General features: G+C 48.6%; 18 protein-coding genes. 14 read left to right on the forward strand and 4 right to left on the reverse strand.

All coding sequences use genetic code 11. The features are described 5' to 3' along the window. The first annotated feature begins 28 nt into the window (after positions 1-28). From YC6258_RS25795 to YC6258_RS25840, 10 genes are all read left to right on the forward strand, one after another. The gene (locus tag YC6258_RS25795) at positions 29-1132 is read left to right on the forward strand and encodes a hypothetical protein (protein ID WP_044619418.1); all 1104 of its coding nucleotides are present in this window, start codon (positions 29-31) and stop codon (positions 1130-1132) included. Further along, complete coding sequence (locus YC6258_RS25800; RefSeq protein ID WP_044619419.1) at positions 1132-1746, forward strand: hypothetical protein; 615 nt, start codon at positions 1132-1134, stop codon at positions 1744-1746. The genes YC6258_RS25795 and YC6258_RS25800 overlap by 1 nt, the downstream gene beginning before the upstream one ends. 62 nt (positions 1747-1808) lie before the next feature. Continuing rightward, positions 1809-3590: an OmpA family protein gene (locus YC6258_RS25805; protein WP_044619420.1), complete on the forward strand. Its 1782-nt coding sequence runs from the start codon at positions 1809-1811 to the stop codon at positions 3588-3590. Next, positions 3590-4057, forward strand: a complete 468-nt coding sequence (locus tag YC6258_RS25810; protein WP_044619421.1) for a hypothetical protein — start codon at positions 3590-3592, stop codon at positions 4055-4057. The genes YC6258_RS25805 and YC6258_RS25810 overlap by 1 nt, the downstream gene beginning before the upstream one ends. 33 nt (positions 4058-4090) lie before the next feature. After that, entirely contained in the window at positions 4091-4825 is a 735-nt protein-coding gene (locus YC6258_RS25815; RefSeq protein ID WP_044619422.1) for a hypothetical protein, read from the forward strand. 17 nt (positions 4826-4842) lie between these two features. Further along, a complete protein-coding gene (locus YC6258_RS25820; protein ID WP_044619423.1) occupies positions 4843-5403 on the forward strand; it encodes a hypothetical protein in 561 nt (186 codons plus the stop codon). A gap of 3 nt (positions 5404-5406) precedes the next feature. Next, positions 5407-6321 carry a hypothetical protein gene (locus YC6258_RS25825; protein WP_044619424.1) on the forward strand — a complete coding sequence of 305 codons (915 nt, stop codon included), beginning with the start codon at positions 5407-5409 and terminating at the stop codon, positions 6319-6321. Further along, positions 6318-6968, forward strand: a complete 651-nt coding sequence (locus tag YC6258_RS25830; protein WP_044619425.1) for a hypothetical protein — start codon at positions 6318-6320, stop codon at positions 6966-6968. Before YC6258_RS25825 ends, YC6258_RS25830 begins: the two co-directional genes overlap by 4 nt. Next, positions 6968-8185 carry a PASTA domain-containing protein gene (locus YC6258_RS25835; protein ID WP_044619426.1) on the forward strand — a complete coding sequence of 406 codons (1218 nt, stop codon included), beginning with the start codon at positions 6968-6970 and terminating at the stop codon, positions 8183-8185. Before YC6258_RS25830 ends, YC6258_RS25835 begins: the two co-directional genes overlap by 1 nt. A 28-nt stretch (positions 8186-8213) precedes the next feature. Beyond that, positions 8214-8906: a PASTA domain-containing protein gene (locus YC6258_RS25840; RefSeq protein ID WP_044619427.1), complete on the forward strand. Its 693-nt coding sequence runs from the start codon at positions 8214-8216 to the stop codon at positions 8904-8906. A 67-nt stretch (positions 8907-8973) separates the two neighbouring features. On the opposite strand, the gene YC6258_RS25845 is transcribed toward YC6258_RS25840, so the two are convergent. The 4 genes from YC6258_RS25845 to YC6258_RS25865 form a co-directional block, all read right to left on the reverse strand. Continuing rightward, positions 8974-9453: a GNAT family N-acetyltransferase gene (locus YC6258_RS25845; protein WP_044619428.1), complete on the reverse strand. Its 480-nt coding sequence runs from the start codon at positions 9451-9453 to the stop codon at positions 8974-8976. Between the two features lie 493 nt (positions 9454-9946). Beyond that, complete coding sequence (locus YC6258_RS25855; RefSeq protein ID WP_044619430.1) at positions 9947-10234, reverse strand: excalibur calcium-binding domain-containing protein; 288 nt, start codon at positions 10232-10234, stop codon at positions 9947-9949. 319 nt (positions 10235-10553) lie between these two features. After that, positions 10554-11240 carry a pilin gene (locus tag YC6258_RS25860; RefSeq protein ID WP_044619431.1) on the reverse strand — a complete coding sequence of 229 codons (687 nt, stop codon included), beginning with the start codon at positions 11238-11240 and terminating at the stop codon, positions 10554-10556. Between the two features lie 97 nt (positions 11241-11337). Continuing rightward, on the reverse strand, positions 11338-11697 hold the full coding sequence (locus YC6258_RS25865) for a VOC family protein (protein WP_245626992.1): 360 nt from the start codon (positions 11695-11697) through the stop codon (positions 11338-11340). 382 nt (positions 11698-12079) lie between these two features. Here YC6258_RS25865 and YC6258_RS25870 point away from each other — a divergent pair, with 382 nt between their 5' ends. Genes YC6258_RS25870 through proC form a run of 4 tightly spaced genes read left to right on the forward strand, consistent with a single transcriptional unit; the run spans position 12080 to position 15762 of the window. Continuing rightward, complete coding sequence (locus YC6258_RS25870) at positions 12080-12988, forward strand: DMT family transporter (protein ID WP_044619433.1); 909 nt, start codon at positions 12080-12082, stop codon at positions 12986-12988. Between the two features lie 29 nt (positions 12989-13017). Then, positions 13018-13809 (forward strand): 2OG-Fe(II)-dependent halogenase WelO5 family protein, encoded by a 792-nt coding sequence (locus tag YC6258_RS25875; protein ID WP_044619434.1) that lies wholly within the window; start codon positions 13018-13020, stop codon positions 13807-13809. Next, entirely contained in the window at positions 13800-14918 is a 1119-nt protein-coding gene (locus tag YC6258_RS25880; protein WP_044619435.1) for a zinc-binding dehydrogenase, read from the forward strand. Before YC6258_RS25875 ends, YC6258_RS25880 begins: the two co-directional genes overlap by 10 nt. Positions 14919-14922: 4 nt before the next feature. Next, complete coding sequence (proC, locus tag YC6258_RS25885) at positions 14923-15762, forward strand: pyrroline-5-carboxylate reductase (RefSeq protein ID WP_044619436.1); 840 nt, start codon at positions 14923-14925, stop codon at positions 15760-15762.

Genomic DNA, 15762 nt, shown 5'->3' on the forward strand with positions numbered 1-15762 from the left:
CAGTGTCCATATCAAGGGCAGGTAGATCATGCATCAAGGACAAGAAAGCACTGAAAAATATCGGATTGTTGTTGAATCCATCGGCCATGCTTCTCCTGCCAGTGCTGCTGCGGTGGCGAAAGGATTGGGTATTAGTGCGGCGGAGGTCATCCGTTGTCTTTATCGCGCTCCGGCCGTCCTGGTTGATGCCATTGAACACCACATTGCCTTACAACTGGTCAACCTGCTCAGCAGTATTGGTTATCAAGTTAAGCTTGAACAACAATCGAGTCCTTTGCCTGCCTGTTCTGAACTGTTTGAGATGGCGGTCTATCTGACCGATGCAAACCAGTTTATTAACGCCAGCCGGAAACTTGCCGAATTTATTGGCACCTCTGAACAAGAAGCCGGAAAATTACTGCTGACACCCCCCGGTACCGTTCTCGGAAGTGTCAGTCAGGCCACTGTATTGGCATTCAAAACACAGATGGAAGGAACCGTTGATGTCATTTATCAACCACAGCAGCAGGGCCTTTTCAGTCTGTTTTTAGGCGACTGTCCGGCAGTGGTCACTCAACGTTTACACCATGATCTGCAGACACGCGGTATTCGTACAATCAATCAACATGGCCTGATTGCCACAGACATTCCACACGACCAGCTGCTGGAAATATGGCAACGGCATCGCGCCAATGCCCAACTGCGCATCGTCAATCAGGCATTTCTCCGTTATGACCTGACCTTGACTGACCCTCGCGACCAGCGTTCCGGTTTAGCGCTGAACCAGACACAAAAGCAACTGATTACCAGACTGACGGATATCCCGGATGATTTCCTGGATACAGTGCTCTCTGCCACACCAGTGGCGCTGTTGGAAAGCGTGCCACATGCGGACATGATTGATTGTCTGCAACAGTTCAATGAAGCCAACATTGCCATTCAGGCCGACCTGATCACTTTTCAGATGTTGCAACTGAACATCATCAAAGCACCAATGCTGAAGAGAGTGAACGAACTGCTGGCCAGCTTCGACATTCCACCGGTTAATGGTCCTTTGCCACAGCATATTGCCACCCCGCTGCCGGAAATTCAGGCCAGGGTCATTCAAAACGCCATGGATCAGTTGGGCATCGTTAGCGAGTTAAACCGATAATGCGAAATCAACCCTCATCAGCCACTGACAGTGCCGTTCATGTCCTGCATCTCTCCATTGCAGAACATGGAAAATTGCTGGCGCTCAAACATCAGCACAAAGACGCACTACGACATTATCAGGAAGCCATTCGCATGGCGGTTTCGATTCGTGCTCCGGAAATATTTTTTCGCCACTACACCCAGTGCGTGCTCGAAAGTCTGGAAAAAACCGAGTCATATCAGGAAGTCATTGAATTCTGTCGCAATGCCGACCAGCACTATCAACGGATCAGCGCCAAAATTCCGCTGCACAAAAAAGATCACGCATCCGTGCTTGAACGCCAGGCCGTCAATGAACTGAAAGCCGGGGATGAAACATCCGCCCGCGTCAGCCTGCTACGCGCTCTGGAAATCGGCGGCAAAGGCGTATTGCCGCTCAGCGAGGAATTGTTGTCATGGTTACAGCGAAACCTGACAGTCAGTCTTTCACGGTTACAGGCGCTGCAGGAAAAACATCATTATTTTGTGGTCAGACGCGATCAGGTCAACCCACAAAAAGCCCGTTCACTGGAATCTCTCAAGCTGCCGAAAACGGCCCCCAGTGACGGCTTGATACTGAATGCCGGACGTTAGCAGACTCACCTGAACTCCAGGCCTGCCAACATACATTTCAAGAACACATCACGGAGGCTCTCATGGCGGAATACGATGGTTTATCCCCTGGACAGGTGCTGGCCGACGCCAGTGTCGCGGAATTCATAAAAAGCCTGGGACTTGGCATCGCCGAGGCACAAAAAGCACTGGACGAAAACTCCGTTCAGCAAATCGCGGAATTCATTGAACCCCGTGAAGGACTCGGAGGAAAAACACTGCTGGATCTGGGCTTGTCGCCAGCGTTCTATCACTACCAGCACGCCGATATCAGCTGTTCTCTGCAATTATCATTGAAAGTACAGAAGGACTTCAGTCTGGGCCTCAATATCAACGGCTCCATCAATGACAACAGCTCTAACTCCAGCAACAGCAGTGAAAGCGAAAGCAGTAGCGAGAGTGGTTCCTCCACTCGGACATCAACGCGCACTGCCAATATTGCCATCACCTCATCGTCCAGCGGCGCGCTGGTCGTGGGTGGACAAAACTTTCAACTCAGCGGCGCGTCACCGGCAGAGCGTATCCGTAATCTGCAAAATGCACTGACCACCAACAGCGCCACCGGTATCGACCGGGTTCTGTATCAGCTGGACGGCTCGGAACTGACCATTACCACCGATGCCAGCGCCAGTGAAGTCAAAACCACGCCGCACACCGTTACCTTTCTCGGCGGCGGATTCGATGCCGGTATCATTCGTGTCGGCCAGACCACCGCAGTCGATTATCAACTGGATGATGATCCGTCAACCGTGACCGCATCCACTACCGCCCAAGGCGACCTCGCCACCCAGGCCACTCACGTGCGCGATCAGGTACAGGCCGTCGGTTATGACGCCATATCCGTGGCCCCGACTGCACCGGTTCACACCAGTCATTTTGAAACCGGTCGCCATGATGTGCCGGCCTCTGAATATCCCGCTCTGCGTAATCTGGCGCAGTCCATGGCCAGCATGGGATTCTCCGTCACCATTGAGGGTTTTGCCGATACTCAAATGTACGACGCCGGTGACCGCAGCCGCTCCGATACTCTCAACGTGCAACTGGGTAATAACCGCGCTAACGAAGTAAAATCAATTCTGATTGCCAACGGTGCTCCAGCCGCAAACATTACCATCACAACGTCCCAAGGCGTGCAGGCGGCGCGCGATGCCGGCGATACCGATGGCACCGACAACCCCAACTTTCGCAAGGCCGAAGTCAAAACCGTTGGCCGCAGCGAGTATTGGGTATTTGTCAAAGCGCGTTCCGGTGGCCCCAACCTGCAAAGTGTCAGCCCGGACAAAATCGGCGACACGGGTTCCGAGAACGGTTTTATCTACCTGTTCAAACCCACGCCGCTGAATCTGGCCGGCAAAAAAGTCACCATCGACGGTACCGACTTTCCTTTCCGTGGCGCTGCTGTGGCCGGCCATGCCGAACACGCTCCCGAAGCCTACGCGAAGAATCTGGCTGACGACATCAACGCCAACACCGCAGCTCACCTGCAGGGATCGGCAACGGCCAACGTCACCACCGTCAGCCGTGATGGCGACCCGTACCAGTTAACCCTGGTGACCCAGTCCAGTCGCAATATCAGCTTGTCCAGCACCGAAGGCATTACCGTTTCGGAACAGTTCTCCCGCTCCAGTTCTTCAAATATGACCCAGCAGAACAGTGGTAACCGGGCGGTCGCGTTTGGTGCCTCGCTTGATGTGCGCTATTCGCGTCAGTTTGAAATGAATGTAACGGGCAACTCTGCCATTTCCGCCCGCCTGGTGTCCATTCCGGCACCACCGGAATTTCTTGAGACCATCAAAAATTTCCTGAATGACGGGAGCAATAATTAATGCCTGAAACCATCGCCGTTACACGGGCACTGGTCACGGCACCACTGCCGCAGATTATTGAAAAGCTTGGCCTGGCCATTGCCCAGGCCCAGTTCGCCCTGGATACCAACTCGGTGGAGCTGGCAAAAGTCATGGCGGAAACCGAAGTCGATATCGGTGACGAGACCTACAACCTGCTGAGCCTTGGATTTCTGCCCAGTTTTTATTCATTTTCCGAAGCAACGGTTGAAGCCAAACTGAGTTTTACCATGACCGAGTCGACCGAAACATCCGTATCCGTGGGTGCCAGCGTCGGGGTCAGTTATGGCGTATTCATGGCCGCCGCATCCGTGGATGTCAGCTACGCACGAAAATTTTCAGTTTCTACAGAAGGTGCCAGCTCCATCGCCGCACGGCTGGTTTCACTGCCGGCACCCGATGTATTTACCCAAATATTAAAACGCAATTTCGAGCAGTCTATCGAATAACTGTAATTCCGCACATAACAGGAGGAAGTCAGGATGGCAGCAATCGGACAAGAGTTACTCAACGTCCCGATGGGAGATATGATTCGACAAATGGCATTTGCCATTGCTGAGTCACAATACCAATTGGATGAAAATTCCATCAACGTCGCTGAAATGATGGGCGGCCTGACCACCGTGTATGACGAAGAAGGTAATGTCACTTTCGACGACAGCAGGGTGTTCTTCGGCTACGACTATATGACCGTCCAGGAAGCGCAGGCCTACGCGCTGGTGGATGATGCGATGACCGGCTCGCTATCGGCCGATGTCATCAAACTCAGTGATATTCTGACCAAACTGTCAGAAGGCAAACAACCGACTGACGAAATCAGGGTTCCCACCCGGATGTCGATGATGGAACTGGGATTCACTCCGGTGTTCTACCAGTTTGTCGATACCATCATCGAAGTCAAAATCGCCATTAAAATCACCCGTACCAGCGAGTATTCGCGTACCACCCAGAAAAAATCAACGGACAAATCCAGCTCCTACAGACGCAAACGCAGTTTCTGGGGCACCAGCCGCAGCAGTGGCCACAACTCCACCGTGAACACCTCTCAAGTGGATGCCACCTATGCCTCCAAATATTCCTATTCTGCCGAAGGTGCCAGTTTGTTACGTACCAAACTGAATCCTCTTCCACCACCACCGGTACTGGAACAGCGGATCCGGGATCTGATGGAAAATGAAGCTGCACGCAAAGCCGCGCGACTGGAAGCCGATGAATAGCCTGTGAGGAATGGTGTATGTCTGTAGGAACCGAATTACTCAATGTACCGTTCCCGGAGATGATCAAAACCCTGGGGGTTGGCGTCGCCGAAGCGCAATATGAGCTGGATCTGGTATCCATGAAAATTGCACGTCTGATGGCAGGGTATGAACCGGATCAGGAACCGGAAGACGGCAGTCCGGCACCGCCATCCACACCAGAGCGAACAATGCTGATTCCGCTGGGCGATGGTAATCAATACAGCCTGCTGGAGCTTGGTTTTACACCGACGTTTTACCAGTTTGTCGATACTCTGATCGAACTTAAAATGTCCATTTCCATGACCCGGGAAACCAACTTCAAGCATTCCAGCACCACCGTCAATGCCAGCGTCAAAGGTAAAGTCGGATTCTTTTCCGCCTCCGCCTCGATGCGGGTTTCTTCGGTCAGTGCCAGCTATTCGTCGAAGTACCAGTACTCCGCCGAAGGCAGTTCATTGATGCGAACCAAACTGGTGCCGATTCCTGCGCCGGCCATATTGGAGGAACGTATTCGTGCCATGATTACAGCATCCAGTACACCGCCAGCGGACAATTAACCCATGCCTGGCAATTCGTGGAAAAATCTACGCGCCGAGAGCCGGCCACAAGTAACACCTGGATCTGGTGCTACTCAGCTGCCGGCAAACGCCGCTGCGACTTCATCTGCCCAAATGCAGGAGTTAATACAGCAACGACAGCAGCTGGAAAACAATCTGCGCAACCTGGTTTCCGGGGAGACCCAGGATCCCCGTGAGGCCATGCGCTTTCAGATTCCCACCTTTGCTCAGCGTCAGGCCCAGCAACGACAATGGGATGATCAACGCGAACAACAACGGCAACAGGCACAGCAACGCCTGACCCGAAGCACCGTAACGCCACTACCCGTTGACGAAAACCTGGAACAGAATCTGCGCAGTGGTCTGCGGGACTTCAGCCAGCCTGTATCACAATGGATGTCACAACGTGACCGCGAACGCGAACAACTGCGTGAATACAATCGTCGCTATCGCGATGCCACCCAGCCACTGCGGGAGCTCGGATCACAGTTTCAATCTGCCGGTCAACAGCTGCGCGATCTGGACAAAAAACTGGCTGCTGAAGGTCTCGAAGATGACCGCCAGGCATTGCGAGATGCCGGCATGGACAAACTGCTCAAGGCTGATAAAACCCTGCAAAAAGTCACTAAGGTCATCGATGCCCCCAGCCAGGCCGTGGCCAAAATAGACAACTTCTGGCAACGCCGGGAACAGCAGATCAGCGGCCCGATGGACCGTTTTGGTCCTTATGTGGAGCGCTCCCGTCGCCGTCTCAATGTGGAAACGGGCGGTTCCGGAAACCTGTTTGAACGTATGCAGCAGAACCGGGAACGGGCACTGGCCCGCAGACGCGAACAACGCATCGAAGCACAACGGGATGAAGCCCGACGCCGAAGCGCCCTGCAACGCAAAAAAGAAAAAGAGGAAAATGAGGCATGAGTGACAGCAGTCAATTTGTCGCAGAATCTCTGGAAGAACTGCTGGTGGCAATCGCCAACGGCGTCCGCGAGGCTCAGGAAGCACTGAGCGAGGCACCACCGTTTGACGCATACGGCCGGCCACTGCCAACCTACCACCTGCCCTATCTGGATTTCGATCTGAAGGTGGACCTGAATACCGTTGAAACCAGCGGCGGCCTGCGCGCACTCAGAGTGCTGCCCATCGGTGGCAGCCAGAATACCACCCAGAAAATCAGCAGCAGTCTCACCGGCCGGCTGGTTTCCATTCCGGCGGGTGATGGTCTGCCGGTACCGGTTCTGACCCTAAACTCCACCCGCACCGCCGCCCGTCAGCATGCGCTTAATTTATCCTTAAGCAACAGCGCCGGCGAGATACTGCAAAACGCCCAGGTGGAAATCAATTTCGATCTGGCAACGTCCCAACAGCTATCCCAAACCCAGGGCATCAACCTGAAAAACCTTGGGACATCAAGACTGACCCAGGCCATATTAGTGACCGATGAACAGGGGCAGGCGGCTACTGAACTGACTATAGACAGCAATTTGCCGGCGAAAGCCAGTATCGTCATCACTGCCGAGTTTGATCAACGTATCAGCCGCATTGTCGTTGCCGCAGGAAATGAATAATGAAAGCCATTCAAGTGTACGCCAGATTCATGAACAGCCAGGACCAGCCGGTGAATAGTCTGGCAGTGTCAGTGGAAACATTCGACTTGCAGAAAAATGCCTGGACCGAACTGGCAAAATCAGCCAGCCGCAGCAATGGCGTCATTAACTTTCGTATCGCCTTTACTCGTAATGAATCACCTGTTCTGAGACTGAGTGAAGCGGAGGGAGAAGCCAAAGTCCTCGCCAGCGCCTGCTATATTTACTATGACAACAGAAACCAGTTACTCAGCTACGATTTTGGAGACATTGAATTACTGGAAGACACGGCCTATCCACTGACACCGACCCAATCCCGGTTCAGCAACCAAAGCATTACCCTGAGCGGTCAGGCGAATCGTCCGGAAGTGTCTGCCGCAGTGCTCATGCGCAACCTGTCTGCCATCAACCGCAGCGGCATACTCACCACTAATGTCGGCACCGTTGCCGGCACGGTCAAACCAACGGCCACCACCGCAGAAAAAGCAGCCGCCAGTCTGGCACTCGATGTCAGCTCCATACCGATTACCGTCGATACCTACAACGCCGAACTCATCAAATTTCGAAGTATTGAGGCCAACCTGCAAAACACCATCAGCCTGAAAGATCAGGATCTGGCAGCACAAAAAACATTGCTGGAAAACAGTCAAAAACAAATCACCCAACTGCAAAAGGAAGTCACCCGGGCACAAACCGCCGAGGTCAAACTGCAACAGCAAAATGCCATATTCACCGATGAAGAAAAACGCCTGGCCCCGATTGATCAGATTGCCAGTAACATCGGCGCCCAGATCGACAGTGCTAACAAAAAGCTACAACAAGAGACCCGGCCCTATCAGATTCAAAACATCAGTTTGCAGCTCAAAGGCTCCATCAGCGCCAACGGCCAGAGCATCGCACTGGCACGTCTGACCGATGGCGAAGCCCAGCTCAGCAATGCCCAGGTCATGACGCTGGATCTGGTGAAAACCGCCCAGCCAGCAACCACTACAGAGGTGCTGTTACCTGATGTCAGCGGGTTAACTGAATCGTCAGTACGACGGCTGCTGAAATCCATCGGCCTGAAAACTGAAAGCATGACCAAATCCGTCGGCCCCAACAGCCAGATTACCCTGGGCCAGGCCATTTCACAATCGCCGAAAGCGGGCTCCAAAATAGCATTGAACCAAACCGTTATTGTCGTATTTGCCATCGCCTGAACGATGCCACACTCTGGAGAAACAGAACATGAGTGAAATAAGTAAGCTGGTTAAGGATGTGGTCGCCTCACCTCTGGCAGATATCATTGCCGCCGTAGGCAGGGGGGTCGCCGATGCCCAACAGGCACTGGATGAAGGATCTCTCGCCAAAACCCTGGAAATGTACGCAGAAGATGGTGAAGAAGCGTTGCGGATACTGCGTGAAATTGGTTATCAACCCACCTTTTATGCGCTGCCTGAAACCATTGGCGAGGTCAAAGTGGCCTTAACACTGGGCAACACCAGTGCGACCAGCCAGGCCAACAGCAACCAGGGTAAGGTTAACACTCTACTCTCACGCACCGGACTCAACCTGCCAGGCATCAAGCCCAAAATCTATGCCGCCCCGGTGGATGCCGGTTACGCCAACCGCTACAACTACCAGGCCGAAGTCAGCGCCAAACTCACTTTCAAAATTGTGCCGATTCCGGCACCGAGTGGCACCGACGAACTCAGATTGCTGCCCAAACTCACCGGACTCAGCGCCGCCACCGCACGGGAAAATCTAAATCAGCTGGACCTGCAGGTACAGTTCATTGATGCACAACAAAACGAAATCACCGAAGTGGATGACAACGCCATCGTGAATGCACAACAACCCGCTCACGATGCCAACAAACCCATCATTATTCGCGCCGGTGATGAAATTACCCTGACACTGGCCAATAACGCTGACGAATAAAGCTCCTCACCAAAACAGCTGTACGGCATAGGTAAATGCCATACAGCTGAAGCAGACATTATTGATACTACGAAGACGATATCGTCTTCGACATATTGAAACCCGTGATGACAAAACCCACTTCCTGATACAGCTTGAGCGCCCGTTGATTGTGATACGCCACTCTCAACTTGATTTGATCTATGCCTGATACTTGCAGTTGCTTTTCCAAAGCGGCAATCGCCAGCCGACCAAAACCACGGCTTCTGTACTCACTGGCGATAAAGAAATCATAGATAAAGGTCGAACGATCATCGCGATTGACTGCATGCCACAGATAACCCACCAACGTCAGCGTTCCCTCAACCTCAGCTTCGATGCATAGCAACGTATGATCGCTACCTTCAAGACCATTTGGAAAACTACGCGCCAGATCCTGCTTCGCCAACTCAATGGCCAGCTCCTTTGAATGCCCGTAATTTGCAATCATCTCCTGACTGTAATCATCAATAAAATACTGACAATAAGCCGGATATTCTTCTTGTCGCATTGCTCTGAGTACTACCATCTTTCTACCTGTTTTATGCGATGAATTTGAGAAAACAATGAGCCGTTATTTGCAGGGATGAGACATTTGCATAAACTCACAAAAACCCTCAACATTCACCTCGCGAATGAGCTCTGGTGCCTCCTTTTATGATAGTGCTGTTACAGTTTTTTGCTTGAGAACATAACCTACGACAATTTGAAGTGCGTTATGTAGAGTACAAGTATTAACTGAAATTTCTTTATCTCAGGCATCTTGCTGAGTGGCCATGCTTTCTTTGGCACGTTCTTCGTGGTTTCGGATAATAAGCGTAATATTTCACGTATATACAATTCTAAATCCACAAGTTCTCTAATCTCGGTGTGGGACATTCCGCACTTATGAAACTGGTGTACCAAGCAATGTTTTTTCTTCAAGAATGTCTCTGGATAATTTAAGTGCATCAATTTTCTTTTCCATATGAATGCTGTATCAGATATTCTTTGTTGCCAAGTTAATATTAGAGCAGCTTTTACTAAAACCTAGAATCGTTTTCACATGGAATACCATCCCTATCTCCATCCATTTTTGTATTCGGACAGTTTCTTATGAAAAAAACAGCCTCTGCACGAGATCTCATCTGACTACAATAGACACGACCATCACAGGTATAGTTTGAATTAGAGGAAGACCGAGAAGTTGATTCGTTAAACCACAGCTGCTTGCTTGCAAAAGAATCAAACTCACTATAATTCTGAAATTTATCCTTGTATAAACTCCAGCCAGCAAAACCCAAAATAAAAACAATAAATATTTTTTTCATATTTAACTCCAATACTCGATTTAGGAGTGGTCGGAAGGTAACGAAAACCATCTTCCTAACAGTTTCTTTCGCGGCGACTAAAACCGCTTATCATAGATATCCATCAAATTTATCCATGACAATCTTACTACTCACGGGAATAGTTACGTATTTTATAAAAAGTTGTACTCAACAAAATGATAAACTTATTATTATCACTTTCGTTGAAAAATCGTACTAATCTCATATACCGTACCCCAAACAGTATCAATCTCGATGATCAGTTACTGCGAATTTTTTGCTCATTTCGCCATCCTATATTTTTATAACGTAGAAAATATCAATCAAACTTGGCATTTTGATCATAATTACAAAGTTCCTGATCAAGTAAATTTAAGTTTGATGAACAACTCCACTCAATGGTGGTACCACCCAGTGTAAATCTGGGAGTCAGTATTATGGTTGTATTCTCACCTAATTTTTTATTTCCTTTAATCTTAATGACTCCGTTGTCTATCTTTAGATCACTGATCCTATTACTGTTACGCATTTGTTCGCGCTCAAAACCGATATCCTCAAGTCTTTTTGGAAATTCTCCCATATCCTGAACATACATAAGCGTTTGTACTCTAAAGGGAGAAACCGCCGCCATTGCTTGTGCAAAATTAACCTTAAGCTGATATATATCCATCTCAGAATCAGAAGGCGTTCCTGGATTTACGACAATTGGAGTACTACTGGATACCATATTACTGCATCTCCATCCCCAATCAATTTGCTTCTGGACGAAGCTTTCGGCCTTTTCTTCACAAAACCCAGTTTTATTGGTCGCGCGCCATAAAGTTTCTGTTGTGCCCTCTTTTTTGTACCTTACCTCACAAGGCAATTTACTTTCTTGATTTTGGTAGATAATCGAGACAACACGTTCTTGCTGCCCAAAAGTACACAAGTATGTTTCATCTGAAAGTGCAAGGTTTGATATAAAAATCAAAACAAAAACTGATAATTTAAAAAAATTTCCGGTCATACCTGTATGCTCTCCGTTTATATTTTTTTCAGTTACAACACCAACCAAGCGTAAAAAGGTGCATTAGAAATAATATTATGCTTAACGATCAATCACGTTAATCAGAGAAGCATATTTTATTGTTATCCAAATCTCTGACATACGCCGAAAAACGAGGCCCTCGTTGACCCGGTTCACCTTCACAGCTGCCACCCAATTGAATTGCCTTATTATAAAATCTTGTGACATCTTCAGTACTGCCAACACTGAAACCAATCATTGTACCGTTCCCATGGGTCGCTGGATTCTCATCAAAGGGAATCGCTACGGCAAAGGCGAAATCCTCACCCAGCCAATATGTCATTCTCTCTGTCGGTACCACTTTGTGAAGCCCGGAGGTTTCAAACAGTGCGTCATAGAACTCAATCGCGGCATCCATGTTGTTTGTGCCAACCACAAAATAATTCATTTTCATCATTTAATACCTGTTGGTGAATAACTGATTGAATATACCTCTCCCTCCTGACAGAAACTGTCAGGAGCCATGACCACCGGCATCAATCGAGCAGTCTTGTCGCGTAACAGCGACTGCAACCCATTCAGCCATCTTTTGGGTTTCTCTCAGAATCCACGTTTCTATGCATCCCGGCAATGTGGCCGTCCAATGCCACCTTGATCAAAACTCATTCACAAGAGCGAGATTCCCTCTGGGCCAGCAAATATCAAACCAGGAGATTGGCATATTGTTTACGAAAAGTGTCATTGACGCCACTCGCGGGAATTCAGCCAATTGCTGATACTAGCCGAAGGATCGAACACCCAATAGCCCGACACGTCATCATCAAATAAAAAGGACACCTATGGAAATCCATCGAAAAGTCGTCACCACCGCTGGCATTGCACTTGTTTCCATCTATAGCATTCAGTTTGTGGCAGCACGGTTCAGCCTTCAGGGAGATATTTCGGCAACGGGTTTAACCATTATCCGGTTTCTGGTCGCCGGTATGATGTATCTTCCCTATCTTGTGTTTGGAAACGGAATGTCAAAGTTTCTGAGGCTGGGGATATTCAGGATTCTGGTACTCACCGTGTTCGCCGGCTTTCCCTATCTTTATGTCATTAATACCGGCATTTCATTAACTTCGGCGGGCTACGTTGCCGCCGTAGGTCCGGGTTCAATCGTATTATTTTCGCTGTTACTGTCATTCGTGCTGCTAAGAGAAAAACCGGACTTGATATCCTGGACCAGCACTCTGGCGATTACCTTGGGCATCATGCTGTTTGTCTTCAATACTTTTCTGGTTGAAACCATATCCCTGATGGGAACCATGCTATTTATTTTACAAGGCTTCATGTTCTCAATGTATGGTGTTCTGATAAAACGCTGGGGTGTAGACGCAATCCTGGGAACCGCCGTTGTTTCAATCACCTCCTGTATCCCGGCTCTTTATTTTTTGGTAACCACTGACACCGGAATTTTTCAGGCGTCAACCTCAGAATTGATCAGCCAGGCCATTATTCAGGGCGTTCTGGCAGGTGCCGCTTCTGTTTTTCTTTACAGCTTTATCGTTCATCAGTTAGGACCACAACGAGCATCGCTGTTTATGCCCAGCGTTCCCATCATTACGACATTAGGCGGATATTATTTTTTAGGAGAAACCCTTACGGTTATTCAAGTGTTAGGAGTGGCTGCCATGGTGTTTGGTATGGCAGCACCTGGCATTTTGGTCTTCTGGAATAACCGGATTGCACTTCACACAACGCGGTAAAAATATTGTTTCAGAAAAGGACATATTAAATGAATATGATAACAATACCTCGTACTGATTGGATCGATAATGGTAGTAGTGAACTCTCTCGAACATCAATTTCTCAACTATTTGAAGGAGACATTCCATTCATTCATCTCGAAGAATTTGCGACTCCGGATGAGTGCGAAAAACTTGTTCTCTGTGCAGTAAAAGAGGGATTTAGCTCATATAGAGGAGTTGAACCGATCATCAACCGTATAGGCAACACTGTATTCGAATACAACAGCATTTCAAGAAAAGAATACTTCGAAAAGAACCAGGAGCTGGTTCAAATTCAAAATAGAATATTTGAAGCGTCTTTCAATCCTCTCACCAGATTCATGAACCTACTACAGTCTCGGCTAAAGAAAAAAGTATATATCCCAAAAAATTCGGAGGAGATGTCGTATTACGCTGGTTTGATTCGCCGCATCGAAGAAGGGACATTACTACATGTTGATTACGCTCCCGGAGAACAACCCGAATGGGAAATAGCGACAATCACCGGGCAATTAGCTTGGAACCTTTATCTTCGAATCTCAGAAGAAAAAAGTGGGAAAACGCATATCTTTAACAGGCAATGGAAAAGTTCAGACAATTCGGAAAAAGAAGGAATCTATGGATATAACCGTCGCGTGCTCAGAGATGCGAAAGAAGCCGTATTTAGCCCATCTATCGGTGATATTTTTATTTTTAACACACGTAACTTTCACTATGTAGAGCCAGCAGAAGGCGAGCGAGTGACATTTACATCGGCAATTGGACAAACTCGTAACGATGAGTTGATTTTATGGTCGTAACTAATAATTCCGGACCTTTGGCAGCAGTGCTTACAGGTCCAGGTGAACCTATTACCCTCCATAATTTCGCAAAACCAAACGTAAAACGAGGTGAAGTTTTGCTTCACACTATGTATTCCGAAGTTTGCGGAACAGACGTCCATATCCAGCAGGGTAAACTCGCAGGAGTGCCATATCCCATTATTCCAGGGCACTTTGCGGTGGGGACAGTCGAAGAAACGGGCGGAGACGTACAATCTGTTTCAGGACGACCTATTATCCGGGGAGATATCGTCACATTCCTCGATGTTCATGCGACATGTCATCGCTGCTGGCAATGCCAGGTAAACAAAGCACCAACAAAATGTCCTTCCAGAAAGGTCTATGGCGTCTCCCATTCCTCGAATGAAGGATTGCTGGGCGGATGGTCTGAAATGATTTTACTCCAAAATGACGTCGCCATAACACACCTTCCTGAAAACGTATCTCCTCTTAGATTCATTGCTGGTGGATGCGCCATGCCAACTGCCGTACACGCCGTTGAACGAGGAAAGGTCGGACTTGGAGATATCGTCGTCGTACAAGGTGCAGGCCCGGTCGGTCTGTGCACAGGAATCGTTGCATATCATTCTGGTGCCAGAGTATTGATTGCGGATAAATCAACCGTGAGGCTTGAAGCCGCTCATACACTAGGTTTTGAGGTGCTGGATCTTTCCACCTCTGACAATGCGCAGTCGTTGTTGGAGTACGCAACCCAAGGCCAAAGAGCCGATGTTGTGATAGAAGCAACTGGATCGCCCAGCGCAATTCAAAGCGGAATAAGCTTAGTACGTGACGCAGGCAGATATGTCGTGGTGGGGCACTATTCCGATGCAGGAAGTACAACCATCAACCCTCATCTGGACATCAATAAAAAACACCTTGAGATTTTAGGCACCTGGGGAGTGGAATACATCCACTTTCATAAAGCTATTGGATTACTCGCACGAAAAGAACTGACCCCCAGCGGTATAAAAATAGAGGATGCCATGACAACTATTTACCCACTGCATGAAGTAAATAAAGCTCTTTCGGATGTTCGCGAACGGCGAGTTGTCAAAGCTGTTATTTGTGCAAATTCAGGAGACTAAAACCATGTCATTAGAAGCACAGATAGGGTTTATAGGTATTGGCTCTATGGGAGAATCTATTCTTGCTGGTCTGATCCGCAGCAAGCATATAACAAAAGATTGTATTTCTGTTATCGGAAAAGGAACAAAACGCGCTGCCCATGTGGCACAACAGTATTCAGTGAAACACCAATCGTCTGTCATAGAACTAGTACAGGAATGCAGCATAATTTTCTTATGTGTCAAGCCGAAAGATTTACCGTCGATAGGCAAACAACTAAATGAAATCGATCTCTCGGAAAAGCTCATTATCAGCACATTGGCAGGTGTATCGTCCAATACACTTCACCACATTTTTCCAAGTTCATACCTAGTAAGGTCAATTCCGAATATCGCGAGTGAAATCTGTAAAGGCGTAACCATATGGTTCGCTCACGAGAGTACACCAAAACACATCACTAAATATGCGCATGACCTGTTAAGTGCGCTAGGTGACTCAATTGAAGTTGACTATGAACACAATATCGAACTTGCATCTCCCATCAGTGGTGCAGCTCCCGCTTTTATGGGACTTTTTGTCGAAGCTATGGTCGATGCAGCAGTTTACATTGGCCTGGAACGAAATTTATCCACTCAGCTTGTTTTACAGTCGCTCATGGGTAGCTGCGGCCTTATCCACGAAGCCAACGGAAAAGCCCATGATGTTAGACATCGTGTTACCAGTCCAGGTGGATTAACCGCTGTATGTATGGCCAAGTTGGAAGCAGCCGGTTTTCGAACGGCCATCATGGATGCGGTTATCGCTGGCAGAGAAAAAACTGAGAAACTTGGACGATCAAACGATTTCCTCACCAAAGGAGACTAA

The organism is Gynuella sunshinyii YC6258 (genome assembly GCF_000940805.1).
Classification (GTDB): Bacteria; Pseudomonadota; Gammaproteobacteria; order Pseudomonadales; family Natronospirillaceae; genus Gynuella; species Gynuella sunshinyii.